The organism is Allomuricauda sp. MMSF_3307 (assembly GCF_030733585.1).
In the GTDB taxonomy this organism is placed as follows: Bacteria; Bacteroidota; Bacteroidia; order Flavobacteriales; family Flavobacteriaceae; genus Flagellimonas.
Genome location: NZ_JASHIQ010000001.1, coordinates 125,515 through 152,034, shown reverse-complemented (window position 1 = coordinate 152,034; position 26,520 = coordinate 125,515). Strand labels below are relative to the sequence as shown.

The following is a 26,520-nucleotide window of genomic DNA, read 5'->3' as shown; positions in this document are numbered from 1 at the left end:
ACCTGTTTTCCTGATACTGGAGATAAAGGAGGATGTGTAAAAAATCAGGTTTTCTCCACTAAAGCCCCGTTGTATGTTAATTTAACGTTTCGTAATTGTAAACTACATATTATTTGGGCTATTTTTGCATCAAAAGAAGTAATTGGAAATTATCTGGAAACATACGGAAAACAAAACTTTCCTCAACCACGAAAGTAGGATCAATTTGGAATATGCGGTCCGCCTTCAGGTGGTAAAGATACTCATCAAAGAGGCAGAACACCTGATGAATTACCTTTCTTTGGTCGGGATTCAAATTGATGCTTCCAATGGAAAGGTTTCCGTTCACCCAGAAACTCCCGAACCGCTCTATTCCAAAATTTCGGATAAGCTCGTTCAGCCCAAAGCGCCAAATGTGCAAGAACCTTTGCCATCCCTTTTGGCGACAGCTCATTTCTAAGATCTTTCCAGTCAATCAAAAAACGGATTGAGAACACCCCAATGCAGGTATATCGGTAATTTTACATAAAGAAATTACCCATATGGCAATCATAGGAAACATTATCAAAGGTGTTATTGAGGCAAAGGATGCCCTCAGTAGGGAAACAGACCCTGTTGAAGACCAAAAAAAAGTACTCCGGGATTTGCTGGAAAAAGCTAAGGATACCGATTTTGGAAGGCAGTACGATTTTGCAACCATCCTTACCTCCGATGACATCCAAAAGACCTTTTCAGAGAAAATTCCTTACCACGACTACAACAAAATTACTAAGGAATGGTGGAGCAAGACCATTGAGGGCGAGCCCAATGTGACTTGGCCCGGAAGTCCCGATTTTTTTGCGCTGTCTTCGGGCACCACAGGTAAGACTTCCAAGCGAATTCCAGTAACCAAAGATATGTTGGACTCCATTACACGGGCAGGACGGCAACAGGTTTTCGCCATGAGCAATTTTGATATGCCAGCGGATTTTTTCGAGAAGGAAATCATGATGTTGGGCAGCTCCACCAACCTGCAGGAACGCAATGGTAAAAAAGAAGGGGAAATTAGCGGCATAAGTGCCAGCAACATTCCATTTTGGTTTAAAAAATACTACAAGCCCGGGGACAAGATTGCCCAAATTGATGATTGGGACGAACGGGTGCTTTCCATTGCCAAAAACGCGAAAAATTGGGACATTGGCGCCCTTAGTGGCATTCCCTCTTGGATGGAATTGATGCTCAAAAAAGTCATTGATTACCACAATGCGGAGCATATTCATGAGATTTGGCCCAATTTACAGGCCTATACTTCCGGAGGAGTGGCTTTTGAGCCCTACGAAAAAAGTTTCAACGCCCTATTGGGCCATCCTATTCAGATTATCGATACCTATTTGGCTTCCGAAGGGTTCTTTGCCTGCCAGAACCGTCCGGAGACTACGGCCATGAAATTGATTACTGACAATGGGGTCTATTTTGAATTTGTCCCATTTGAACCGGAATACGTTAATCAGGATGGATCATTGACCGATAATGCCCCTTCCATTACCCTTGATAAAGTGGTAAAGGAGGTAGATTATGTATTGATCATTTCCACGGTATCGGGCGCATGGAGGTACATTATTGGCGATACCATAGCCTTTACGGATGTGGAAAGAGCCGAAATCAAAATTACGGGTCGAACTAAATTCTTCCTGAATACCGTGGGTTCCCAGCTTTCGGTGAACAAGTTGAACGATGCTGTGAAACATTTGGAAGAGGAACTCAATATCAAGGTGCCAGAGTACACACTTTGCGCCAAACGCTTTGACGATGGATTTTACCATTCCTGGTATTTGGGGTCCAATAAAAATCTGGATGAGGAAAAAACTGCGGCCGTGTTGGACGCTTACTTAAAGGAAGCCAATAAAAACTACAAGGTAGCCCGAAGCAAAGCTTTGGAAGGCGTTAAGGTCACCTTTGTGCCCCAACAAATGTTTGCCGAATGGAACGGGGCCAACAAAAAGAAAGGTGGTCAGGTAAAAATGGAGCGCGTAATGGGAGAGGAGCGCTTTAAGGAATGGGAGGAATTTGTCGCTAATCAATCATAATAGGCCATTGTCGACAGAATCCTGTTGTTTGACCATTTCCATAATTTCATCCGGGGATAGATAATATTGTTTGATTCGGGTCTTGTACGTTTCATCGATGTCGGAATTGTTGAGTATAAAACGTTTCGTCTTGAGGATGTATTCGGACATTCCCCTAGCTACGGCAAAAGAATCTGCGGCACGCTCTGCTTGCTTCACAAACTCTTTTAAAAGCACATAGCGAATGCCAAAACCAATGAGGTTGAGATTGCCCCGCTCTTGATAATCCATCACATGGCCGAGCTCATGGCCCAACCAACCGATCAAAACATCTTTGGGCACATCCACTGTTTTATATTCTTCACCGGAAATCTTGAACCGTTCGCTGATCAGAATCACATAGCTTCGTTTGCTTCTCGGTTTTACAAGTCCGCTCCACGTAGGCTGTGCCTGCATCACCGATTTTTTGATGTTTTTTTTAAACTTAAAGGTTATGGGAATGCCTTCAAGCTCTGGAAAATGTTCCAAGGCGATGTTTACTTCATCTTTTATGTTGTCGGGTATACTGTTTTTGGGTTCCTTCAAAATAATGATTACAAAAAATAGTACGATGAATACAAGAAAAATGGAAAGGAATTTTCTCTTCAAAATGAACTGGGCTTAAAAAGATGCTGTCTAAAGAGCGGTAATATTTGAACTTTGTCAGGTTGAGCGCAGTCGAAACCTTATGACAATCCATGTCTGTTAAGTTCTCGACTGCGCTCGAACTGACAGGTAGCAGGCTCTTTAGACAGCTTTTTATTTAGATTCTTTTTTTACCTAAAACTGGTATCGCAGACCAAGGGCGATATCAAGGTCAAGGTCATCGGAATAATTGTCGTTGAATCCAAGTTCCGGTCTCATATCGAGTGAGATGAGCAGTGGTATTTCAAAATTATACTCTATACCGATGTCACCGGCCACAAGGGCAAAAGTTCCATCGTTCTCACCGGCATCAAAGGAACCAAGACCACCACCGGCACCTACGTACCAGTTAAAACCGCCATCTATGGGCATCACCCATTGATAGAGACCTACCAATTTAAAGGCTTCCACATTGTTGGAGTCTCTCCAACCGAGGTCAAATTCCAGTCTGTTGTTTGCTTTTAGGTAACGCTGATAGGAGATTTCACCTCCAAAACCGTCGTTATCGCCCAATCGGACACCCAAGGCGTTCTTTGAGATGCTCTGGGCACTCATGGCTGTTGTTCCTGCTAAAAATAAAAGTAAGATTAAATTTTTCATCATTGTTTATTTTGACACAAAGGTAGATTTGTCCCTGTTTTGGCTTGCCGTAAACCATTTAATGTTTGCTCCAAATACCTATTGGGCCTATTAAATGAGGGGTTTAAAGAACTTGAAGAGTCCTTCGAGGAACCTTAGCCATATGCCCCTGTTCTTGAAGCGCTCCAAGGTGACCAACTCAGCCTTATCGCAGAGTTTTTGGAACTCTTGGGTCATTTCGGCGTTGATGCGCTCGTCGTACAGGAGCACATTGGTTTCATAATTGAGCTCAAAGCTGCGTATGTCGAAATTTCCAGAACCGATGGATACCAAGTCGTCGTCTACGATCATGATCTTGCTATGCGAAAAGTCGTCCCGCAAATAAATATCGATGCCCACTTGCAGCAGTTCCTCAAAATGGGAGAACATCGCAAATTTTGCTGCCTGGGAATCGGATTTTTTGGGTACCAGCAAACGGATTTTTACACCTTCCAAGGCCACAATCTTCAAACTTTCCAAGAAAGCCTCTCCAGGAACAAAATAGGGATTGGCAATGCAAATGGATTTTTGGGCTTGGTTCATCATGCCGATGTACTGGTGCATGATGGTGGGATACATGGAATCCGGTCCTCCGGCCACCACTTGGGCATCCGCTCCGTCCATTTGTTCCTGTTCGAACAGATAATCGGAGATATGAAAATTTTCCTTGTTGCTGGCAAAAAAGTAGTCCTTTAGAAACACCATGTGCAGGTCGTTGACCACTGGCCCTTCCAATTGCAAGTGGACGTCCTTCCATTTGCCCAGTCCATCCTCCCGTTTGATGTATTTGTCTGATACATTCACGCCTCCCGTAAAGGCCACTTGGTTGTCGATGATGACAATTTTCCTATGGTTCCTAAAGTTGAGCGAGAACAGCAGGTTGGTTATTCGGATGGGCATGATGGGGTAGATCTTTACCCCGATATCCTGAAATTTTTTTCTGGGACGGCCCCGTAATTGATAGCTTCCCAAGGAATCGTAAATGATGCGTACCTCTACCCCCTGATCAATTTTCCGCTTCAACAAATCCAACATTTTGTCCAAGAGCTGGCCCTGTTCCAAAATATAATATTGAATGTGGATGAACCTTTTGGCCTTTTCCATGGCATTGAACAGCACATTAAAGGTTTCGCCGCCATCCTGCAACACGGAAACTTTGTTTCCAGAGGTCGCCGTGGTATTGCAACTGGAATGGATAAGCCGACTGAGGCGCTGTTTTCTGATGTCGTTCTCGAAATGGGTGCGATGGTCTTCTTTTAAGGGAGATTCCGGTAATCCATATTTTTTGCGTTTTTCAAATTCCTTGGGATTAAAAAAGCGGAACTTTCGGCGGTTCACACCAAAAAGGTAATAGAGGAGTGCCCCAAGAAAGGGCAAGGTAATAATGGCCAATGCCCAACTAATGGAACGCGAAGGCCTTCTTCCGTGGTAAATGATGGCGCCAATGGCCCAAACGGAAGTTACGATATAGAGGATGGTGAGGACAGTCTTCAAAAAAAATGGTAGTGTTTAGATGTTCTAAGGTAGCAACGTTTTATGGTAAAGCCATGCCATCCCTATAATAAAATAGGTGCCAACAAAAAACTCTGGCAAATCTTTGCCAGAGTTTGTACTTTTTAATTTGTGAAGTCTATTGGGAATCGTCAGTGGCGTCCTCAATGGAGTCTTCCACTTCTTCGGCAGCATCTTCAATGTCGTCTCCAACATCTTCCGCTGCGTCTTCCACCTCTTCGGCGGCATCCTCAACGCCTTCCTTCACATCTTCTACGGCCTCTTCGGCCTTATCTTCTTTTGTTTCCCTGCAGCTGGTCATACTCAAAGTAAGCACGGTAGCTAGCATCAGGGCAAATACACTTATCGTCTTTTTCATGGGTTCTCTGTTTTAAGGTTAATGATTATTGTGGGTGTTCTATAGTCTTTTTCTTCCGGTTATCAGTGAAATGATAAACAGGACAATAAAAATGAAAAATAATATTTTGGCGATGCTTGCAGCTCCGGCGGCGATTCCGCCAAATCCGAAAATACCCGCTATGATGGCCAAAATAACAAAAGTGACTGTCCAACGTAACATAATAATAGTAGTGTTTAAATTATAGCCTGATCAACTCTTAATCAGTACATTACAAATATCGCTTGCCTTTTGTCCGTAGCTTGTCGTTTTCGGTGTTTATGTTAACTCAAAAGCAAAATAGGAATCACATCATCTTTAAAAAAAGAGGTGGTAATGCTTTCAAATGACCGTGTTAGTCCTGCGAATTTGTGATAAGGGGTAGGTGTTGGGTGTCGGAAGTGATATGGTTCAAAAAAAACTCATTGGATAGCCGTTTGGCTTTCAGTTTCACATCTTTTGGCTTTTGGATGATTTCTTCCAGCTCCGATGGGGTAGCCTTTTGGTTTAGCCAGTCCATCGCCATGGCTTTGGGGATGATGACGGGGCACAGATTGCTAATGTTGTGGTATTTGGTGAGGAAGGTATCCGTTTTGTCCACCATAAGAGCGGTGCACAAAAAGCCATCGTTCAAGGTATTATAGGTGCCTGCAAGGTAGAAAGGCCTGTTGTTGGCTTGATGTATGTAAAAACTACAGGTATTTCCGTTTTCCAAAAGGTGGGTATAAAAACCCGTCACTATGATCAAGCAGCGGCGCTGTTCAAAGGATTCCTGCATCCAGTCGATGTCTTCCAGTTCGCTCACCTTTACGTTGAGGGTATTGGCATTGTCCTGAAATATATGCCAGTCTTCTTTGAAATCCTGAGGCATCAGCCCCCAAATGGCCAATGAGATGCGGTTGGGCTCCTCTATGGTCACCACACTGAGGTTGATTTCGTGAAATCCGTTAATAATGGGGTTTGGGGTGTATAGGTTTGGATATCGGAAAGGAATTCCAAACTCCTGTTCTATCTCCTCTTTTCCTGCGTCATTTGAAAGCTTGTAAATCATAGTCTCCAGTAATAGGTTATCAAGTAAATTTAAAAAGCAGGCAATGGTTAACTCAAATCAAATTATTTGTATTGCTTTTCATTTTTTTATTAAAACTATGATAAAGCCAAGCGGCCATGGCTGACCAACGGACAACAAACCCTATATTTATAGTCTTAGACCAAGAATAAACAAATTAGTAGGAGATTTTAATGATCAAAATCAAAGTGGATGCTCAGGACACCGCGGAATCGGTGGAGCAGATAAGAGATGTCATCGGAGGCGAAATCAAGGAGCGCTGGGGACAGTATGTTTTGGAGGTTTCCAACGATAAGGCCGAAGGGAGCATACGTTTTATTACCTTCGATTGGGGGGTAAGCCTGTTGGAACTGGACATTACCTTTGCCGAAGAGGTGATCATTGAGGTGGACACCTCCAACTTCAATCCCATCAGTTTTTACTATTGTTTGGAAGGTTATTGCGGACACAAATTCGGGTACCAGCCCGATGATGAGATCAAAATCATGGAGCAGTTCCAGTCCGTGATTTTGACCAACAGGGATGGTGGCATCACCGACAGGTACTTCCCGAAGGACATCAAAATTTCCCAAACCGTCATCCAAGTGCGCCGGAAGCCATTTTTGCGCAAAAGGCTCAACCAGGGCGAGGAGCTCAACCAACAGCTGTACAAGGTGTTTTTGGATAGCGACCAGGAAAAGGTGTTTGCCTACTACGGCTCGTACAACCTAAAAATGGCGGAGGTGGTCACCAAGATGCGCGCAATCAAGGCCAAGGGCATGATCCGCATTATGATGATCGAGGGCTACGTGTATCAGATATTGTCCATGCACATGATCCAGCACAACAAGGAGGTACTGAACAAACGACCGCAGACCAGTCTGCTAAAGCGGGAGCTGAAGACCATTCGCAACTACGTCAAAAAAATAGAGAAGAACATTTCCCAAGATTTTTCGTTGGAAGACATTTCTGCGGAAACGGGACTAACGCAGGCCAAACTGCAAGAAGGCTTTAAGTTGCTCTACAACAAAACGGTGACGGAGTATATTCGCCATGCGCGATTGGAACTGGCCCGCGACTACATTGCCACCACCGAAATGAACATCTCCGAAGTGGTCTACTCCATCGGGTTTACCAGTAGGAGCTATTTTTCCAAGATTTTTAAGGAAAAGTACGGCCTAAGCCCAAGCGAATTCAAAAATAGTAAAAAGAGCGCACAGACTGTAGGTTGATGCAGCTCTGAAGGTCTGTTAATTTAAGTTGCGGAACGCTTTGGGTGAATGCCCAACCTGCTGCTTGAACATGCGACTAAAATGTTGGGGGTATTTAAAGCCGAGCTCATACGCGATTTCGCTTACCGATTTGTTCGGGTCGAAGACCTTCTCTTTGGCTACATCGATAAGTTTGGTCTGGATGTATTCCTGGGCGGATTTTCCGGTCTCTTTTTTGATCAAGTCACCAAAATAATTGCTGGACAAATGCAATTGGTCGGCAAAGTACCCTACCGTGGGCAATCCGTATTTTAAAGGTTTTCCCGAAGTAAAATAGTCGCTCAACAAAGATTCAAACTTGTTTAGGGAATTTTGATGTGGAATTTCACGGGTCAAGAACTGGCGATCATAAAACCTGAGGCAATAATCCAACAGCAGCTCAATATTGGAAACAATGAGCTTTTTACTGTGTTTGTCCAGGTTTTGTTCCAGTTCAAATTGAATCTTATCCAACAGGCTCAAAATAATTCTACGCTCTTTAGTGGATAAATGGAGCGCCTCGTTTACGGCATAGGAAAAATAGGAGTAGGACGACATTTTGTTGGCAAGGTCCGAGCCCAGAAAAAGGTCGGGATGGAACACCAGCGCATACCCTTTGGGCACGTAATTGGCATCTTGGGTGAGCTGTACGGTTTGGTCGGCACCCACAAACACCAAGGTTCCCTCGTCATAGTCATAGTCCCTACCGCCATATTTGATCTTACAATGCTTGCTATCCTTTAAAAAAACGCCGTAGCAGCCCCAATGGATGCCCTCATAGCCCTTGTAGGAATACTGGTCCAGATTTAGCGTGGAATAATCCAAAATACTGACCAAGGGGTGCAATAATTCGGCATCGCGCCACTTGAAGTAATCGTTAACAGTCCGTATGTGTAAAATCTTTTCCATGGTTCTAACCCTATCAATTACGCATTAAATATAAGCTATTGATTACCAGTATTTCAAATGGGCGTGAACAATCTGTAATATTGGTAGGAACATCTGTAATTCTGGTACGATTTTTCACTGGGTCGGAGCGTATTTTTGGTCACATCAATGGAAAAACGATGATGATGAAGCACTGTCACCCCGTATTATGGTTGATTTTTGGCCTTTTTATGCTCGTTCCGTATTCGGGCTTTGCCCAAAATACCACCAAACAGATCGGCGCCAAATTCATCACCGAAGAAGTGGTGTTGGATGGCAAATTGGACGAAGCTTTTTGGGAAATGGCCGAAACCGGTTCCGATTTTGTGCAGTACTTCCCAACCGATTCGTTACCCGCTAAACACGCCACATCCTTTAAAGTGGTCTTTTCCGAAACTACCCTGTATTTGGGCGTTCGGGCCGAGGCAGCCAATGGCGACTACGTCGTATCGTCCCTTCGCCGGGATTTTGGAGGAACCACCAACGATAACATCTCCTTCCTCTTCGATACCTTCAGCGATGCGACCACGGCCTTCTTTTTTGGTGTGACCCCCTACGGTGTGCGCCGTGAGGGGCTAGTGGCCGAAGGTGGGGAAAATTTCAACAATACCTGGGACATCAAGTGGCAGGCCGAAGCCCAACGGTACAACGACCATTACACCGTGGAAATCGCGATACCTTTCACCTCCTTAAAATTTATCGAGGGTTCCACTTCTTGGCGTTTTCGGGCCTACCGCTGGAATATCCAAAGCAACGAACAGACCACATGGACCCAGATTCCGCAAAACCAGACCCTATCCAGTTTGGCCTACATGGGGCAGTTGAACTTTGAACGACCCTTGGGACGCTCGCGGAGCCCATTTTTCTTGATTCCCTACATCAATACGCTGGCGCAGCAGGATTATGCCGCCGATACCGAACAACAGGATTTTAAGACAGGGGTGGATGCGAAAGTGGCCGTTAGCGACGGGATGAATTTGGATGTCACCATTAACCCCGATTTTAGTAATGTGGAGGTCGATGATGTGTTTACCAACCTGACGCGCTTTGAAATACGATTGCCGGAACGGCGCCAGTTCTTTATCGACAATAACGACCTTTTTGCGAACTACGGGAACACCTTGGACAATATTCCTTTTTTCTCAAGACGTATCGGCTTGGTGCGCGATACCTTGGGCAATCTCATTGAAAACAGATTGCTGGGCGGGGTACGTTTGAGCGGAAAACTCAATTCCACATGGCGACTGGGCTTTTTGAACCTGCAATCGGCCGCAGATGATGCCAACAGGATTCCTTCATACAACAATATGATGTTGGCGTTTCAAAAGAAAGTGTTCTCCCGCTCCAATTTGGGCTTCTTTTGGGTGAACCGCCAAACGTTGGACACCGATGAATCCCTCAACCCGAACGAACGCTACAATCGGGTCATTGGGCTGGACTATGATTTGGCTTCGGCAGATAACATTTGGACCGGGAATTTCTTTGTGCACAAATCCTTTCAACCGGGGGACAGCGAAGGCAACTTTTCGGCTCAGGCCCGGGTGAACTACGACGATAGGGACTGGCGGTTTGTAACCGATTTTGTGTATGTGGATGAAGAGTACCGAGCCGATTTGGGCTTTGTGCCACGAACCGATATTTTTAAAAATGGCCTTTCGGCCACACGACGGTTTTATCCGAGGGATTCCAAGATCAGTAACCACAGTTTCCAACTGTTGGGCGTCAACTTTTGGAGGGTGAACCTCGATTTTAAGAACACCGATTATTTCTACCGCGCTACGTGGGAAGTCAATTTTACCAACCAGTCCACCTTTTCCAATAACGTACAGCACGATTATATTTTTCTTACCAACGACTTTGACCCGACCCGAACGCCGGGCGCTACCCCACTATCCGGAAACCGGGGGTACAGCTTTACGCAGTACAACGCCGAATACGCATCCAACCCGTCCAAACTGTTCACATTTTCGGGCAATACCTCGATCGGACAGTTTTTTAACGGGGAGCAGTACTCCTTTGGCGGACAAGTGGGCTATCGCTTTCAGCCGTGGGCCAACATTAGCGTGGGCGTCAATTACGATGGTATTCGACTGCCAGAACCCTATAACGATGCCGATATTTGGTTGGGCATTGCCCGTACCGAAATCACTTTTAGCAAGTCCATATTTTGGAACACTTTGATCCAATACAGCAATCAGCGGGACAATTTTGGCATCAATTCGCGCTTGCAATGGCGTTTTGCTCCCTTATCGGACCTGTTTTTGGTGTACAACGACAATTATTTTACGGGAACCTTTGCGCCCCGGTTCCGTTCCATTAACTTAAAGCTCACCTATTGGTTGAACCTATAAGTTGGGCCAAGGGTGGTTTGAATGAGATAAAACAACAACTAAAACACGATAGCAATGAAAAAAATGACCTTGATAGCGCTTTTGGGCGCACTGTGCTTCGCCACAACCGGAAACGCCCAAGATGCCATTTTCCCGAAGGGGCAAAAGGGCCCAGCTGAATTTTTTACCGGCAACGCCTATCCGTATGGTTTGGTACAGGCCGATTCTATCTACACCACCTTGGCGGGCAATGTGTATTTTGAAGCTGGGGCGAGGAGCCATTGGCATTCCCACCCGGCGGGGCAACTATTGATCGTGATCGATGGTACCGGCTATCATCAGATCGAGGGGCAGCCGAAGGAAATCATTACAAAGGGCGATGTGGTAAAATGTCCGCCAAATACCAAGCATTGGCACGGGGCATCCAAGGATGAGGGCATGTCGCACATTTATGTGATTCCCAACACCGAAAAAGGAATCGTGGAATGGATGGAGCCCGTTTCCGATGCCCAATACAACAACTAACTACACCTTAGTGGCATGCCCGCAAAGCGGGGTGCAAAACTTCTCCAGGCGGTGTATGCCTTGGTAGGTATGCGTAACCTGTATCCGGAGCTGCGGGTCGGGGGCATCTATCCTAAAGGATAGCACCAGTTTTTCTTCATCCACATATAGGCTGCCTTGGTCCAAGGGGCGGGGCAGGGAGAGCGGCCCCATATCGTTGAGGTTGGTGGTTTGGGGTATGTGGCACTGAACGGAAAACCGGAACACCAGACTGTCCATAATATCCAATTGGAGCAGCTGCGGGGACAATTTTTGAAACCCGATACGGCCCTGCCGGCTAGGCAGGCGCTGCAGCAGTTTTCCGTGTTGCGAATTGCAGATGTTGAGCGATGCAAAGGTAATCTGCAATTGGGTGTGGGTGCTGTGGTGGAGGAAATCCGTGATGGTTTGTGAGGGGTTGGGATTTGGTTTATCCACTTTATTTGATGTTGTAGGTGAATTTTTCATCGCTATACAGTTGACATATATGTTTACTCAATCTGTGAATATAGAAACTAATATTGACATAAATGTCAATCAACAACGAAATATTACTCACCTACCAAAAAAAGTTAGGTCACCGCATTAAGGAGGTCAGGGAGAGCAAAGAGTTATCCCAATTGGATGTTGCCTCTATATGCGATTACGATAAGACCACCATATCCAGAATCGAGAATGGAAGAACCAATATAACTTTAAAAACACTGGTCACTTTAGCTATGGCCATGGAAGTGAATATTTCCCAACTTTTTGATTTTAAGGATTGAGCTTTAAAAAGTAAAAACAACTGCCAATCATCTATTTTATGCTTAATTTGGTGTATATAGATGTATTTTACATCCATATAAACAAGTTGGCGGTAATATAAAACACACAAAATGAACGTTGGAGACAAAATAGACCACTACCTAATTGAAGATGAAATTGGAGAAGGTGGAATGGGATGTGTTCTAAGAGCAAGAGACACCACAACAGGTAATCTAGTCGCACTAAAATATTGTAAGGACACAAATGAAAAAGCTATTAAACGATTTAAACGTGAAGTAAGAATAGCCTCAGAAACTAAACACCAAAATGTTATTGAAATAATTGATACCAATCTTGAAAACCTCCCGCCTTACTTCGTGATGCCTTTAGCAAGGGCTAGCGTCCATGACGTAATTGGAAATATTCAAGGAGACTTCAGTAAAGTAATAAAGCTATTTGAGCCAATTTGCAAGGGAGTTTCGGCATTACACAATTCAGGTAAATTCCATAGAGATATTAAGCCTAGAAATGCGCTTATTATGTCTGACGGTAATATAAAAATTGCAGATTTTGGATTAGCAAAATTTGAGAAACGAGACAGCTCAACTCATACTTCTTCAAATGACTTTTTGGGAACTTTTGGATATCATGCTCCTGAACAATTTGAAGCCAAAAATTCAGATGCAAGAACGGACGTATTTCAACTCGGAAAGTGTTTTTATGAGATGTTCACTTCTGATTACCCTTATCTAATCAATTCTAAAAAGATCCCATCAGGTCTTGCCTATATAATTCAGAAAGCAACATCGCCAGATCCTGATGATAGATTTCAAACCGTAAGCGATTTTCTGCAAGCAATTAAAAGTTATGAAAAGTCACTCAACCCGAAACAGAACCCAAAGGATGCTCTGGAGAATAAGATTTTAGAAATAAAGAAACTACTCGACAGCGGTCTATATCGTGAAGACCTTTGTGCCGAGTTACTTGATTTACTTGGTAATAATAAGGAAGACACAGATTTATTCATTGACTACTTTGATAAAATCCCAAATCAAATCGTAAAAGTCTTATCCAAGGAATACTCGGAAAGGTTCGAACCAATACTTAATCTGTACACAGAAAAACTATCTGAATATTTCAAGAATAATTTTGTGGACTTCTCGTATGCCGAAACGGTAGCATCAAAAATGTCTGCTGTTTTTGAAAGTACTGAGAGAATTGACTTTATGGCAATCGCAATAAGAAATACCCTCCGTGCGGCTGTTTGGTGTAATAGGTTCAATGCCATGGATACCTTTAATCACCTATTAAGAAAAATCAAGAATGACGAAGTAGCTGGTCATATTGCACAAGTTTTGAATGAAGAAATTGAACTATACAGTGAAATAGCTGACCAGTCCGCTGACAATGACTTACATCCTACTCTTGTTGATGCAAAGAAAGCAGCACTTGACCATAAGCAAGCAGAAAAAGAACGGAGAGACAAAGAAAATGAAGACTGGTTGAATGACCTTTTAAAATAAAAATACTACCGCCAACAATGGGTATAAAACATAGGGCGGACAGTGGTTTCCGCAAGTTTTCGGCTCTTAACAAAGTCTTTCTCGGTGGACAAGTACGCAGCTCCGAAATGCCCTACGTTTCATACCCGTAACCGTTACCTGCAATTTGAAAAACACCTACTAAATAAATTGACTGATATGAAAAACGTGTTATTCATCCTTTGCTTGATATTTCTGACCACACTCACATTTGGACAAGAGAAAAGAGTTATATCGAAAATTGATTCAACAAAAACACCAGAATTGGTACTAATACAAGAATTGACGGTAAAGGCTTCTATTGATTCGGTGTGGAATGCATACACAACAAAAAGAGGATGGGAAAACTGGGCTGTACCTCTTGCAGAAGTTGACCTAAAAGTTGGCGGATACATTAAAACAAATTACAACGAACAAGGAAAAATTGGTGACAGCACGACCATTGTTACACACATTATCAATTACGTACCGAAAAGACTGTTGACCCTACAATCGGAAATAGCCGACAACTTCCCTGAATTTATGAAAGATGATGCGAAGGATTTTTACAATGTGATATATTTTGACGAGTTGGAAAATGGACATACCAATATTAAGTCATTCGGTATTGGATATAAAAACAACCCGAAATATCTGTCATTAATGGACTATTTCATTCCTGCTAATGAAAAGACCTTAATGAATTTAATTGCTTATTTGGAAAACGAATAAAAACAACGGAGCCAACAAAGAATTGACTTAAAAAGCAAGTCGGTTTACCCCATATTTCCCCATGGTTTGGGACTGGCTTCGGCCGCGCTAAACGAAGAAGAAAATGAGGTAACGAAATTATTTTCGAGGCCTTTTTAATCTATACCCTTGCAACCACCAAATCCGAAGAAAATTTTATAATATGTAACTTTTAAGTTACATTTGTTTTGTGGAAAAGGTCCGGGAGGTAATCCAGTACAAAAACTATTTCGAAGAGTTCCTTTTACAGCAGCCAACCAAGGTGCAGGACAAAATATTCAAGGTCATCGAAATAATTGAAACCTATGAGAGGGTTCCCTCCAATTACCTAAAGGCCATAACGGGCACTAAAGGACTGTACGAAGCCCGAATTAAACTCGGCTCGAATATTTGGAGAGTATTCTGCTTTTTTGACAAAGGAAAATTGGTAATCCTCTTAAACGGATTTGCCAAAAAGTCGCAGAAAACCCCGCAAAAGGAAATCGACAAAGCAGTAGGACTAATGCACTCATACTATGAAGACAAAAGAAAATAAAATGGATACAAAAAGTTGGAAGGATATTAAGGATACCGTGTACGGAGAAAGGGGAACTGAACGCAGGGATGAACTGGAAAGGGACTTTGAGTCCTTTAAAATCGGACTTTTGTTGCGTAAGGCACGTGAGGAAAAAAACCTTACCCAAGAACAATTGGGGGAACTTGTGGACAAAAAGCGGACCTACATTTCGCGTGTGGAAAACAACGGAAGCAATCTTACGCTAAAAACACTCTACGATATAGTGGAGAAAGGACTAGGGGGAAAGGTGAAAATATCAATTGAAATCTAAAAGAGCAGTTTTGTAATACGCTCCACAACCAATGATTCCTGCCTGCTGATAGGCAGGTTTAATCTTAGATGTGGATATTTCTGGCTTCAGCTAGGCTGAACGAAGAAGAAAGTGAGGCGACAAATTATATCTAGACCTTTTTACACACTATGAAAAAACTGATTACCATACTGGTATTGCTGATGATAAGTTCCTGCCATTTGGGTAAAAACGGAATACTTGTGGAAATCAAAAACACCTCTGGCGAAGCCATCCATAACGTAACTTTCTCTTCTGACGATAAAACGAAACTGGAAATCGAAAAAATCAAACCCAACGAATCCGTTGTAGAATTTCTTGATATGACGAACAACCAGAAAGGTGATGGTGCTTATGGATTAATTTTTGAGCGGGAAAATGGCAAAAAGGAACAGACAGGCGGCGGATATTATACCAACGGTGGTTCTTTAGACAGAAAGGTAATTTGTGAAATAAAGAAGGATACGGTTTTAATGCAGTTTACGGGGCCAGTGTATTAAGAAAACCATAGTAAAGAACTGAGTTAAAAAGCAAGTCGGGTTAACCCTCAACTCCCAATAGGACAATACTGGTTTCAGCTGCGCTTCGCGAAAATAAAATTCACTTAGGGAAATTAAGTTGGGCCACTGAACTGGTTCTTAAAAAATGCAAAAGTTGTCCAATTGGACAACTTTTTTGTACTTTTGTTGAATGAACAAAAAACGGGAACTGTATTTCTTCAAGGATTATTTTGAGGAATTTTATGAGAGCCAAACCTATAAGGTAAAAAAGAAAATAATTTGGACCTTAAAGGTTATTGAGGAACTGGACCGCATTCCCGAAGTTTATTTAAAACACCTAAAAAATACGACTGGACTTTACGAAATAAGAGTTCAAGTGGGAAATAATATTTTTAGGATTTTTTGCTTTTTCGACTTGGACAATCTAGTGGTCATCGGTAACGGATTCCAAAAGAAGACCCAAAAGACCCCTAAACAACAGATCGAAAAAGCCGAACAAATAAAAAAAGAGTACTATGAAAGCAAAGAATAAGAATCTTAAAAGTCTTGACCAATTTGTCGATGAAAAAATTGGCAAGAGAGGAACCGAAAAACGTGAGGAATTTGAAACGGAATATGACGCTTTCAAATTGGGAGTTTTAATTCAACAAGCAAGAGAGGACAAGGGGCTTACCCAAGAACAATTGGCTGAATTGGCTGGAACAAACAAGTCCTACATATCAAAATTGGAAAGAAATTTAAAGGACATCCGATTTTCGACATTACAACGAATAATCAACGATGGATTGGGAGGGCATTTGGACATTTCAATCCGGTTTGAATAAATCACTTTGCCAAAAAACAACCGGTTTAATAAACAAGTCGGGTTTAACCCTCAACTCCCAATAGAGCAGCATTTCGGGCAAAAACCGTTGTTTTTTGCTCAGTATAAACTTCGATTCCGTTTTGTGCCAAAACAAAAGCCCATCCAAATAGGACGGGCTTTTCGTAGCTTCCACTTTGTGGTACCTCCAGGAATCGAACCAGGGACACACGGATTTTCAGTCCGTTGCTCTACCAACTGAGCTAAGGTACCATGCTGTATTAAGCGGGTGCAAATATAATTTCAAAATTAGGATATACAAACAAAAACCCGAAAAAAAGGTGTTCATTTTTTCCAATTCCCGATCTTTGCAATATGAATTTGGTGATCGACATAGGCAACACCCTTATCAAATATGCTGTTTTTAAAAACGATAGCATCGTGCACGATCAGTCTTCCGAGTCGGGGCTGTTCCTTTCCAAGATCAAGGAATTGTTTGAGCAATATCCACAGATCAACAATGCCATACTTTCGTCGGTAGGCAAACTGGACCGTAAGGAGCGCGATGTGGTCGCCCTGTTCTGCAAGGTGCACGTGCTTACCAGTGCCTCAAAGGTTCCCTTTAAAAATAGCTACGCTACCCCACATACCTTGGGCGTGGACCGATTGGCCCTGGCCGCGGCCGCCTATCATCAAAACCCGCGCGGCAATACCTTGGTGATCGATGCCGGTACCTGCATCACCTACGATATGGTGAACAATGCCGGGGAATATGTGGGAGGTGCCATTTCGCCGGGAATCCGTATGCGCTACAACGCCATGCACAACCAAACTGCCGGCCTACCGCTGCTCCAGCCCGGGGAGCTGCTGGACTTTGTGGGCAATTCCACCGAATCTTGCATGCACAGCGGGGTGATCAATGGTGTGGCGCAGGAAGTGGATGGGGTGATCGGGCAATATCGGTCTCGTTTTCAAGATTTAACAGTTATTTTAACAGGCGGGGACTACCATTTTTTTGCCAAAAGGCTAAAAAACACCATATTTGCCAACTCCAAATTTCTCTTGGAGGGGCTCAACTGCCTACTGGAATACAATACAAACTGAATGATTAAAAGAATTCTGATCGCTTTTTTCTGCGTGGCTGCCCATGGTCTGTTCGCACAAAATGGAACCATTTCGCCCTATTCGTACTTCGGTATTGGCGACCAACGCGACAACGGGGCAGTGGATACCCAAATGATGGGTGGATTGAGCTTGTACGGGGACAGTATCCATATCAATCTGGGCAATCCCGCGGCCTATTCCAAATTGCGATTGACCGCCTACACCGCGGGACTTTCCCATAAAGAATACCGCCTAAAAACCTTTACGGAAGAACAGAACACCTCGGTGACCAATTTGGATTACCTATCCATAGGATTTCCCATAGCGCGGAATGCAGGCTTCGGTTTTGGAATTATGCCATACTCCTCTGTGGGCTACACCTTAAACTCCATAGCCCAGAACAGCAACGAAGCGGAAGTCACCAATTTTTATGAGGGCTCGGGCGGATTGAATCGTTTGTATGCCTCCATTGGTTTTGAGCCGATCAAAAATGTAAGCTTGGGCGCTACCATCAACTACAATTTCGGAACGCTGGAATACCAAAGGATCCAAAGCGTGGAAGGAGTACAGTTTGGCACCTTGGACGATCGGGAATCCAGAATAAACGGCTACGACTTTAAATACGCTCTTAATTATACCCCTACCATAAAGGATAAATACACCTTATATACTTCGGTTCTGGTCAATACCCAAGGGAACTTGGTGTCAAAGAATACGGAGACACTTGGCTCGTTTTCCATTGCCAACGGAAACAACGTAGAGGTTGTGGATGTCAACCTTGATGCATCCAACCTCAGAAATACCGAAATCAAGATACCTACTCGGACCACTTTGGGATTGGGGTATGGAGAAGATAAAAAATGGTTTGTGGGGGCAGAGTACAGCTTTCAGCAAATGAGCAAGTTCGAGAACGCTTTCTTGGGCTTGGACAACGTAACCTATAATGACGCGAGCAGCTACGCCTTGGGAGGTTACTGGGTGCCCGAATACAGGGCGCTCAACGGTTACTTTAATCGGGTGACCTACCGTGCTGGACTTCGGTACGATGTGACCGGGATGACCGTCAATAACAAAGAGATAAACAATTTTGGCATAACTTTTGGACTTGGTTTACCGTTGGGTGGAAGTTTCTCCAATTTGAACCTTGGGTTTGAGTTGGGAAGACGAGGCACCACGGATCAGAACTTGGTGGAAGAAAGTTATTTCAAAATCAATTTGGGCTTATCCTTAAATGATAGATGGTTCTTGAGAAGAAAAATAGATTGATAGGCCGTTTTTTTGAAAAATTAATAAATAACCACCCATAAAAGGTCCCATAAAAGGATTTTTTAATGAAAATTTGTACTTTAACAGCTTTAAAATTAGAAAGATGAAAAAGAGACACTACTTAACAATGATAGCGGTCACCATGTTGACGGGATTAAGTATGGCCCAAGCACAGAACCCCGAGTGTATGACCAATCTGTCGATTTACGCAGAACACGTAAAGGTTAAAAATTATGATGCAGCTTACGAACCATGGAAAATGGTGTATGAAAGCTGTCCAGATATCAACAAGGCAAACTTTTCCTATGGGGAAAGAATCCTAAAAGCCAAGATCGAAAGCTCTACTGGAGCCGAGAAGGATGCTTATATCAAAGATCTTTTAGCGTTGTACGATAACAGTCTTAAGTACTTCCCTACCAACTACACCAAGGCGGGAGTTGCTATTGATAAGGTATTGTTGATGTACGAAAACAAAATGGCTTCCGATGAAGAATTGTTCAATATGTTGGACAAGGCATTCCAAGAAGATCAAGCCAACTTTAAGAACCCAAGGGCATTGTACCTGTACTTCTCCAGTTTGGTAGACTTGCACGATGCAGGTAAAAAAGATCTTCAAGATGTATTCAACACCTATGATGATGTAACAGGAAAAATCGAGGAAGAAAATAAGCAGTTGACCGATGTTGTAACCAAGCTTCTTCCTAAGGATTCTTTGGGAACTTTGACCTCCAAAGAAAAGAGAATGCTGCGTGCAGCTACCGTGAACTCAGAATCTTACGGTAAAGTGGCCAGCAGTGTAGATTCCAAATTGGGTGCACTTGCAGATTGTGATAACCTAATTCCTCTTTACGAAAAAAGCTTTGATGAAAAGAAAGGCGATGTAAAGTGGGTTAAGCGTGCGGTAGGAAGAATGTTCTCCAAAGAATGTACGGACGACCCTATGTTTAGAAAATTGTTCGAGGCCCAGTTGGCTTTGGATCCTTCTGCAGATGCCTACATGTACGGTGGTGTATTGAAGCAGAAATCCGGTGATATGAACGGAGCCCTTGCCGACTTTAACAAGGCGGTAGAGTTGGAGACCGATTCATACAAAAAATCGGAAATCCTATACAAGATTGCAACTACGGTTAGAAGGAGCAGTTCTTCACAAGCCAGAAGCTATGCTTTAAAATCCATAGATGCCAATCCAGCAAACGGTAAAGCCTATTTGTTGATTGCCAACCTCTATGGAAACAGTGCCAACGATTGCGGAAGCACTCCGTTCGAGAAAAGAGCTATCTACTGGAAAGCTGCAAGCATGGCCAGAAAAGCGGCCACTGTGGATCCTGCATTGAGCGGACGCGCAAGCCAAGCAGCCGCAAGTTATGAGGCCAAGGCCCCATCCAAAGAGATGATCTTTAGCTCCGGTATGGCTGGTAAGACCATTTCCTTTAGCTGTTGGGTAGGCGGTAGTGTTACGGTACCGAATTTGTAGTGAAACGAACATTACAACATATATTAATGAGCTTTGCCACGGTTTTCACCGTGGCAATCCTTTTTATGTCCTGTGGTGACGATTACGAACGAGTGGGCGAGGAGGCCGTAAAACCCCTCTTTCCCCAAGGTGTTGCCCAAAACTTTACCTTGACCTATACCGAAACCGTAGAGGCCATGAGCACCCAGGATTCCGCAAATTCGCGGGTCATCGCCGTGCTCACCAGTCCTTTGTCCGAAGATTTCGATAATCAACGGTTTAAATTCCGTACTTTCCCAGAAGGGTTACGAGTGGATTTTTTCAATGAAAAGAATCAGAAAAGCGTCATCATAGCCGATTATGGCATCGTATATTCCCAAACCAATTTAATAGATTTGCGGGGCAATGTGGTGCTGGAAAGTCACGATGGCAAAAAGCTGGAAACCGACCAGTTGTATTTTGACAGAAAAAATAACTGGATCTTTACAGAAGCCTCATTTACATATACCAATCCGGAAGACAGAACTGTAATGGACGGTGAAGGGATGGATTTTAATAAGGATTTTACATTTTTCAAGGCCCATAAAACTTATGGGATGATGACGATTAAAGAAGAAGAACAGGATGATTAAGATTTTACGATACACCGAATACCTATACTTGGCCGTAGCTGCCATATCCATCTATAAGATTGCAACACTTTGGAGCGTGGACCCAAAGGAAACCTACATCTTTATCTTTTTCGCCGTAGTATCCGTTGCTATGTTTGTGTTTAGAAGAAGATATCGGAAACGTTTTGAACAGCGAAAAAAGGATAATCAACAATAACCTTGGACTCCTCCCTAATCATTATCATTGTTTCCCTGCTGTTATCGGCATTTTTCTCCGGCATGGAAATCGCCTTCGTTTCCGCCAATAAGATCCATATTGAAATAGAGAAAAAGCAAGAAGGCTTTTTGGCCAAGGTGCTAACCCTGCTCACCGACAAACCATCCAAATTTATAGCCACCATGCTTATAGGCAACAATATTGCCTTGGTGATCTATGGTCTTTTTATGGGGGATGTGCTCATGGAGTGGTTCCAAAGCTTGTTGCCTGCCAAATATGAGTTTGTCAATGTGCTATTGACGGATTTTAGTCTGCTTTCGCAGACCGTAATTTCAACCATACTTATCCTGTTGACGGCGGAGTTTTTGCCTAAGGTATTCTTTCAAATCTATGCCAATGTACTGATCAAGGTGTTCGCCGTGCCGGCCTATATGTTTTACCTGTTGTTTTCGGTGATCTCGACCTTTGTCATCAAGGTATCCGATTTTGTTCTGAGAACCCTTTTCAAGACCGAAGGAGACGAGGTGCAACTTACATTTACCAAATTGGAGCTGGGCGATTACATCAACGAGCAAATGGAAACCGTGGAAGAGGAGGACGATGTGGATTCCGAGATCCAGATATTCCAGAATGCCTTGGAATTTTCAACCGTAAAAGCAAGGGAAGTAATGGTGCCGCGTACCGAGATTACGGCAGTGGAAATTGGTGAAACACCAAAAAACCTGACCAAACTTTTTTCGGAAACCGGATATTCAAAAATATTGGTGTACAAGGACAGTATCGACGAGATTATTGGGTATGTGCATTCGTATGAGTTGTTCAAAAAGCCCAAAACCATAAAAAGTATCCTGCTACCGGTTGAATTTGTTCCGGAGACCATGCTCATCCAGGACATTCTGAACGTATTGACCAAAAAACGAAAGAGTATGGCCGTGGTTTTGGACGAATATGGGGGTACTTCGGGAATTTTGACTGTTGAGGACATTATTGAGGAGCTTTTTGGCGAAATAGAGGATGAGCACGATTCCACGGACCTGCACGAGGAGCAGATTAGCGAAAATGAATATAAGTTCTCCGCCCGCTTGGAGGTGGATTACATTAACGAAAACTACAAACTGGAACTGCCCGAAGGCGAAGAATACGAGACCTTGGGCGGATTGATCGTGCATCAGACCGGAGAAATACCCGAACAGGACAAGGAAGTCATATTAGGTCGATTTAGCTTCAAGATATTGGAGGTATCGAATACCAAAATCGATTTGGTAAAGGTCACCGTTCACACTGAAGATTAATAATTTCCGCACCTTTTTTAGCTTTCCTATTTGAAAAGAAAGTGGTATTTTCGCCCACTGAATTTAAAGAAAACAAGCAGTAAAATGGCAATATTAGAGAATATTAGAAAACGGACAACAGTTCTGATTCTTATCATTGGTTTGGCGTTGTTCGCATTCGTAATATCGGGAGTATTCAGCAGCGATAATTTTGCTGGTGGAAAGGTTGGCTCCACGGTCGCAGAAGTCAATGGAGAAAATATTCCCATCAATGAATTTAGGGCCCAAGTGGAGAATGCCTCCAGAAGATATGGACCTAGCGTTACAGGAACCCAGTTGGTGAACATGGTATACGACCAAGAGGTGCGTAGAACCATCCTGAACCAGCAGTTTGAGGATTTGGGAATTGAAGTGGAGAGCGACCAAATCGTTGACTTTGTGAGGACTTCGGGTTATGCCCAGATTCCAGATTTTCAAGATGAGAACGGTATTTTCAACGAGCAGGTATTCAAAAGCACCATTGCCGATTGGAAAGCCAACGACCCTTTGCGTTACGATGCGTGGTTGCAAGATGAAAAGTCCATTATCCAAGCTGCCAAAGAGCGTATGTACTTCAACTTGGTCAAAGGAGGGGTGACTGCTACCCTTGCCGAAGGAAAACTGGACTACACCATGGCCAACGACAAGGTGGATATCAAATATGTTCGTATTCCTTACACCACCATTCCAGACAGCACCATCACAGTTTCCAAAAGTGAGATCGAAGCATACATCAAAGATCACAAGGCCAAGTTTCAGCAAGAAAACGCCAGGGATATCCGATTTGTGTATTTCGAGGAAAAGCCGTCAGCGGAAGATGATGCCAGTGTAAAGGAGGCCATTACGGCACTATTGGATGATTCAGTAGAGTACTCGGAGGCCAAAGATGCCAACGATACCATTGCCGGATTTAGGAATACGACCGATATGGCTGCCTTTTTGGACAGACATTCAGATGAAAAATTTGACACCATTTACAAAGCCAAAAAAGACCTTCCTTCCGTTGTGGCCGATACCTTGATGGCCATGGAAGTAGGAGAGGTGTATGGTCCGTATAAGGATGGGGACTTCTATAAAGTCTCAAAAGTTATGGACCGAAAGGAAAATGGTACGGTAAAGGCGAGCCATATTCTTATTTCTTGGGAAGGTGCCGAAAGAGCCAATCCTGCGGTTACAAGGACCAAAGAAGAAGCTGAAGCAGAGGCCAAAAGATTATTGGCCGAAGCCAAAAAAGAGGATGTCATGTTCACCACTTTGGCCAGGGAAAATTCCGATGGACCTTCCGCACCACGTGGAGGAGATCTTGGTTATTTCCAAGAAGGTCTAATGGCGGATGAGTTCAACGATTTCTGTTTTGGCAACCCGGTAGGAACCATTGGATTGGTAGAAACCCAGTTTGGATACCATGTTATTAAAGTGGATGACAAGCAGGACGTTATCCAGGTGGCTACCTTGGCCCGTGAAGTGGAGCCTTCCGAGCAGACCATCAACACCTTGTTCACCGATGCGACCAAGTTTGAAATGGCGGTTATCGATGACGAGCCTGAAAACTTTGGGGACATTGCTAGGGAAAGTAGCTACACCGTTCGTCCCGTGAACAAGATAAAGGAAATGGAAGAAAACCTACCAGGTTTGGGTTCACAACGTAGTGTGGTGCAATGGGCGTTTAACGAGGATACCAAGGTAGGTGACGTGAGACGTTTTGATGTGAACAACGGATATGCCGTGGTACAGCTTACCAAAAAATATAGAAAAGGACTTATGGCTCCAGAGGATGCTTCGGCAACTGCACTGCCAGCCATCAGAAAAGAGCGCAAGGCACAGCAAATTATTGCCGCCAACCAAGGAAAAAGCTTGGATGCCATGGCGTCGGACAACAATGTGAGCATTAGTACAGCTTCTGCTTTGACGCTAAAGGCACCTACCTTGCCCGGTGCAGGAAGAGAGCCCATGGTTGTGGGTACGGCATTTGCTTTGGACAAAGACCAGACTTCCGAACTGATCGAGGGAGAGACAGGTGTTTACAAATTGACCGTGACCAACAAAACGGCAGCTCCTGATGTGGAAAACTACAGCACTTATGCCCAAAGCCTGCAGTCCAGTACAGCGGCCAGGGTCAACGGAGCAGTTTATAATGCCTTAAAGGATAAAGCTGAAATTGAAGATAAAAGAGCTACATTCTACTAAGAATTGCTCTTTAAAGGATAAAAAAAAAGCCTCCCGACTGGGAGGCTTTTTATTTGCTTTCCGTTTCGTCCCACTTCATTTTATAGCAGATATGGGTGATTTTGCCTTTAGGGTCAACGGTGATTTCAAACCCCTGTTTGGTTCGGAAGTAGGCATCCCGAAGAAAGTACCATTTCCCATTTGTAAAAAAGAATTCCCGTTTGTCCGGTTTCCATTCCGCAATAGGGTAGATGTAGTCCAAGAGTACCTGAAAATGGGGTGCAGATTCCTGGTTTAAAATAAAATCCTCACGGATATAGTTGGTCAATTTGGGTAATGGGGTGTTCATTTGGATTTTTTCGAAAGGTTGCACCTCTTGGCCATTGTCCACCACAATAAACTCGTGGATTTCGGTCTCTTTATCACCATAAATGTTTTTGGTTTCTTGGGTAATATGGTAAACATCGTGCTTTAAGATGCGTAGTACCGACTCGGAAGTAATTTTGTTGTAGTTGATGGTGCAACTTTGTTTGATGAAGTTTTCCAGTCGATGCGTTGTTTGTGGGTCTTCTTGGCTAAAAGCGTTTGGGATGCCCAAAAGTAAGGCGCTCGCCAAAACGTAGGTCATAGGTGTTTTAAAGATTGGGATCATAATACACTATACTTTGATAAATATATCCCAAACATAAGGGCTATGGATGGATTTTTAGGGTGCCAATTGACGGATGCCCCTTTTGATCTGACGGATGAGGGGTTTGGGTTGATTTGAAGGGTTTTGCTCTACAAAAATTTATTTTGATTTGAAGGGTAGGACAAAGCACATCATATAAATATTTCAACTGTCGAAGACACCATCACTATTTAAGTTTTAACAAAAAAACCCCAGTCTTTTGAGAACTGGGGTCTGAATACAATGTTTTTTTCTTTATAATTTGGTAAGTGTAATTGAAGTTTCATATTCATATTCTTCTCCACATCCACCATCAGGATTGAAGTCTTCGAATATAATGGTAAACTCTGAATCATCTGCCAAATCATATTCGATATTCATAATTCCTTTTTGTCCAATATTTTCATCTTTTTTACACCCAGCTTTACCTTCGGTTATTCTTCCTGAAAAATTCTGTATTTCTCCACAAATAAGATCGAATGTAAAAATATAAGATGCCTCATATTCTCCTCCTGGGTCATAAGTAAATTCAATAGATCTACTTCTCATCGAATTGGCATTTACCGATACAATAGGTTGGGAGAAAGCATCATCAATACCTAGGGGAGCTAAAGCACCGGTTTGAGCCATAGAATAATCACCTACAAAGTAATCATCGGGCACGAAACAAATTAGCTGTACTGTATAGAGGAAAGGAGACCTAAAAAAGGAACCTGTTAAAGTACTTGTGTTGTTATCAAACGAAAACCTTCTGCCATCAGTAAGTACGAGTTCAAATCGAACCGTGAATTCATCCCCACCAAAGAGCACATCATCCGAAACATTCACAGCAGTTTGTAACTCTTCGTATCCAACGGAATAGGTAAATCTAGGAAAACCAAACTCGCCAATAACACCAGCTGAACTTGGTATTGTTCCCAATAGAACTTCATCCTTACTATTTACACTTTTTTCTGTGGTGTTATCGCGAAAACCCGCATAAACCTCAATTTGCGAAACAAGATTGCCATCCTCAACATCCTGTACTTCCACAGTCGTAGAAAATCCCCCGTCAATAAGTGTCTTGTTGTCCAAATCCAACACAATTTGGTTTTGATCAATTGAAATAGTTCTAAGAATAGCTCCCCTTTCGGTTTCAGCAGTCACCTGATCAACGATAACTTCTCCTTCATCACAGGATGTGGCCAAGAGTAAAGTTCCTATAAAGAGAATCTTAATATGTTTTAAATAATTTTTCATACTGTCAG

30 protein-coding genes and 1 tRNA gene are annotated in these 26,520 nt (G+C 43.2%); 20 read left to right on the top strand and 11 right to left on the bottom strand.

Going from position 1 to position 26,520, the window contains the following annotated elements:
- Positions 1–142 precede the first annotated feature (142 nt).
- Together RBB12_RS00640 and RBB12_RS00635 are read left to right on the top strand one after the other, a co-directional pair.
- Positions 143–439 (top strand): hypothetical protein, encoded by a 297-nt coding sequence (locus RBB12_RS00640; RefSeq protein ID WP_306012388.1) that lies wholly within the window; start codon positions 143–145, stop codon positions 437–439.
- Positions 440–521: 82 nt separating this feature from the next.
- Positions 522–2,045 carry a GH3 auxin-responsive promoter family protein gene (locus tag RBB12_RS00635; RefSeq protein ID WP_306012387.1) on the top strand — a complete coding sequence of 508 codons (1,524 nt, stop codon included), beginning with the start codon at positions 522–524 and terminating at the stop codon, positions 2,043–2,045.
- Here the strand turns inward: RBB12_RS00635 and RBB12_RS00630 are convergent.
- From RBB12_RS00630 to RBB12_RS00605, 6 genes are all read right to left on the bottom strand, one after another.
- A complete protein-coding gene (locus RBB12_RS00630; RefSeq protein ID WP_306012386.1) occupies positions 2,040–2,672 on the bottom strand; it encodes a hypothetical protein in 633 nt (210 codons plus the stop codon). The genes RBB12_RS00635 and RBB12_RS00630 overlap by 6 nt on opposite strands.
- A gap of 171 nt (positions 2,673–2,843) precedes the next feature.
- Positions 2,844–3,308: a hypothetical protein gene (locus RBB12_RS00625; protein WP_179382882.1), complete on the bottom strand. Its 465-nt coding sequence runs from the start codon at positions 3,306–3,308 to the stop codon at positions 2,844–2,846.
- Between the two features lie 90 nt (positions 3,309–3,398).
- A complete protein-coding gene (cls, locus tag RBB12_RS00620) occupies positions 3,399–4,820 on the bottom strand; it encodes a cardiolipin synthase (protein WP_306012385.1) in 1,422 nt (473 codons plus the stop codon).
- A 136-nt stretch (positions 4,821–4,956) separates the two neighbouring features.
- Positions 4,957–5,196, bottom strand: coding sequence for a hypothetical protein (locus tag RBB12_RS00615; protein ID WP_179382880.1), 240 nt, complete (start codon positions 5,194–5,196; stop codon positions 4,957–4,959).
- Positions 5,197–5,235: 39 nt separating this feature from the next.
- Complete coding sequence (locus RBB12_RS00610) at positions 5,236–5,397, bottom strand: DUF1328 family protein (RefSeq protein ID WP_179382879.1); 162 nt, start codon at positions 5,395–5,397, stop codon at positions 5,236–5,238.
- Positions 5,398–5,569: 172 nt separating this feature from the next.
- A complete protein-coding gene (locus RBB12_RS00605; protein WP_306012384.1) occupies positions 5,570–6,265 on the bottom strand; it encodes an SOS response-associated peptidase family protein in 696 nt (231 codons plus the stop codon).
- Between the two features lie 191 nt (positions 6,266–6,456).
- On the opposite strand from RBB12_RS00605, the gene RBB12_RS00600 reads away from it, so the two are divergent.
- Positions 6,457–7,494 carry an AraC family transcriptional regulator gene (locus RBB12_RS00600; RefSeq protein ID WP_306012383.1) on the top strand — a complete coding sequence of 346 codons (1,038 nt, stop codon included), beginning with the start codon at positions 6,457–6,459 and terminating at the stop codon, positions 7,492–7,494.
- Positions 7,495–7,512: 18 nt separating this feature from the next.
- Here RBB12_RS00600 and RBB12_RS00595 read toward each other — a convergent pair whose 3' ends face one another.
- Positions 7,513–8,421, bottom strand: coding sequence for an AraC family transcriptional regulator (locus tag RBB12_RS00595; protein WP_306012382.1), 909 nt, complete (start codon positions 8,419–8,421; stop codon positions 7,513–7,515).
- Between the two features lie 38 nt (positions 8,422–8,459).
- Between RBB12_RS00595 and RBB12_RS00590 the strand changes: the two genes are divergently transcribed.
- Positions 8,460–10,790 carry a DUF5916 domain-containing protein gene (locus tag RBB12_RS00590; protein ID WP_306012381.1) on the top strand — a complete coding sequence of 777 codons (2,331 nt, stop codon included), beginning with the start codon at positions 8,460–8,462 and terminating at the stop codon, positions 10,788–10,790.
- A 54-nt stretch (positions 10,791–10,844) separates the two neighbouring features.
- Positions 10,845–11,294, top strand: a complete 450-nt coding sequence (locus tag RBB12_RS00585; protein WP_306012380.1) for a cupin domain-containing protein — start codon at positions 10,845–10,847, stop codon at positions 11,292–11,294.
- Here RBB12_RS00585 and RBB12_RS00580 read toward each other — a convergent pair whose 3' ends face one another.
- Positions 11,295–11,780, bottom strand: coding sequence for a hypothetical protein (locus RBB12_RS00580; protein WP_306012379.1), 486 nt, complete (start codon positions 11,778–11,780; stop codon positions 11,295–11,297).
- A gap of 62 nt (positions 11,781–11,842) precedes the next feature.
- On the opposite strand from RBB12_RS00580, the gene RBB12_RS00575 reads away from it, so the two are divergent.
- The 8 genes from RBB12_RS00575 (at position 11,843) to RBB12_RS00540 (ending at position 16,498) form a co-directional block, all read left to right on the top strand.
- Positions 11,843–12,079, top strand: a complete 237-nt coding sequence (locus RBB12_RS00575) for a helix-turn-helix domain-containing protein (RefSeq protein WP_306012378.1) — start codon at positions 11,843–11,845, stop codon at positions 12,077–12,079.
- Between the two features lie 111 nt (positions 12,080–12,190).
- Positions 12,191–13,582, top strand: a complete 1,392-nt coding sequence (locus tag RBB12_RS00570; protein WP_306012377.1) for a serine/threonine-protein kinase — start codon at positions 12,191–12,193, stop codon at positions 13,580–13,582.
- Between the two features lie 177 nt (positions 13,583–13,759).
- Entirely contained in the window at positions 13,760–14,311 is a 552-nt protein-coding gene (locus RBB12_RS00565; protein ID WP_306012376.1) for an SRPBCC domain-containing protein, read from the top strand.
- 208 nt (positions 14,312–14,519) lie between these two features.
- Positions 14,520–14,864, top strand: coding sequence for a type II toxin-antitoxin system RelE/ParE family toxin (locus RBB12_RS00560; RefSeq protein ID WP_306012375.1), 345 nt, complete (start codon positions 14,520–14,522; stop codon positions 14,862–14,864).
- Position 14,865: 1 nt separating this feature from the next.
- Complete coding sequence (locus tag RBB12_RS00555) at positions 14,866–15,156, top strand: helix-turn-helix domain-containing protein (RefSeq protein ID WP_179385736.1); 291 nt, start codon at positions 14,866–14,868, stop codon at positions 15,154–15,156.
- 149 nt (positions 15,157–15,305) lie between these two features.
- Entirely contained in the window at positions 15,306–15,674 is a 369-nt protein-coding gene (locus RBB12_RS00550; RefSeq protein ID WP_306012374.1) for a hypothetical protein, read from the top strand.
- Positions 15,675–15,864: 190 nt separating this feature from the next.
- Positions 15,865–16,206: a type II toxin-antitoxin system RelE/ParE family toxin gene (locus RBB12_RS00545; protein ID WP_306012373.1), complete on the top strand. Its 342-nt coding sequence runs from the start codon at positions 15,865–15,867 to the stop codon at positions 16,204–16,206.
- The gene (locus RBB12_RS00540) at positions 16,190–16,498 is read left to right on the top strand and encodes a helix-turn-helix domain-containing protein (protein WP_306012372.1); all 309 of its coding nucleotides are present in this window, start codon (positions 16,190–16,192) and stop codon (positions 16,496–16,498) included. Before RBB12_RS00545 ends, RBB12_RS00540 begins: the two co-directional genes overlap by 17 nt.
- Before the next feature lie 178 nt (positions 16,499–16,676).
- On the opposite strand, the gene RBB12_RS00535 is transcribed toward RBB12_RS00540, so the two are convergent.
- A tRNA-Phe gene (locus RBB12_RS00535) sits at positions 16,677–16,749 on the bottom strand.
- A 102-nt stretch (positions 16,750–16,851) separates the two neighbouring features.
- On the opposite strand from RBB12_RS00535, the gene RBB12_RS00530 reads away from it, so the two are divergent.
- From RBB12_RS00530 to RBB12_RS00500, 7 genes are all read left to right on the top strand, one after another.
- A complete protein-coding gene (locus RBB12_RS00530) occupies positions 16,852–17,580 on the top strand; it encodes a type III pantothenate kinase (RefSeq protein ID WP_306012371.1) in 729 nt (242 codons plus the stop codon).
- Positions 17,581–18,846, top strand: coding sequence for a hypothetical protein (locus RBB12_RS00525; protein ID WP_306012370.1), 1,266 nt, complete (start codon positions 17,581–17,583; stop codon positions 18,844–18,846).
- A 103-nt stretch (positions 18,847–18,949) separates the two neighbouring features.
- The gene (locus tag RBB12_RS00520) at positions 18,950–20,320 is read left to right on the top strand and encodes a hypothetical protein (protein WP_293290405.1); all 1,371 of its coding nucleotides are present in this window, start codon (positions 18,950–18,952) and stop codon (positions 20,318–20,320) included.
- Positions 20,321–20,346: 26 nt separating this feature from the next.
- On the top strand, positions 20,347–20,931 hold the full coding sequence (gene lptC / locus RBB12_RS00515; RefSeq protein WP_306012369.1) for an LPS export ABC transporter periplasmic protein LptC: 585 nt from the start codon (positions 20,347–20,349) through the stop codon (positions 20,929–20,931).
- The gene (locus RBB12_RS00510; RefSeq protein ID WP_293280412.1) at positions 20,924–21,127 is read left to right on the top strand and encodes a hypothetical protein; all 204 of its coding nucleotides are present in this window, start codon (positions 20,924–20,926) and stop codon (positions 21,125–21,127) included. Before lptC ends, RBB12_RS00510 begins: the two co-directional genes overlap by 8 nt.
- 2 nt (positions 21,128–21,129) lie before the next feature.
- Complete coding sequence (locus RBB12_RS00505) at positions 21,130–22,419, top strand: hemolysin family protein (RefSeq protein ID WP_306012368.1); 1,290 nt, start codon at positions 21,130–21,132, stop codon at positions 22,417–22,419.
- Positions 22,420–22,503: 84 nt separating this feature from the next.
- Positions 22,504–24,624, top strand: coding sequence for a peptidylprolyl isomerase (locus tag RBB12_RS00500; RefSeq protein WP_306012367.1), 2,121 nt, complete (start codon positions 22,504–22,506; stop codon positions 24,622–24,624).
- Between the two features lie 49 nt (positions 24,625–24,673).
- On the opposite strand, the gene RBB12_RS00495 is transcribed toward RBB12_RS00500, so the two are convergent.
- Positions 24,674–25,231, bottom strand: coding sequence for a hypothetical protein (locus RBB12_RS00495; RefSeq protein ID WP_306012366.1), 558 nt, complete (start codon positions 25,229–25,231; stop codon positions 24,674–24,676).
- A gap of 297 nt (positions 25,232–25,528) precedes the next feature.
- The gene (locus RBB12_RS00490) at positions 25,529–26,512 is read right to left on the bottom strand and encodes a hypothetical protein (protein ID WP_306012365.1); all 984 of its coding nucleotides are present in this window, start codon (positions 26,510–26,512) and stop codon (positions 25,529–25,531) included.
- Positions 26,513–26,520: the final 8 nt, after the last annotated feature.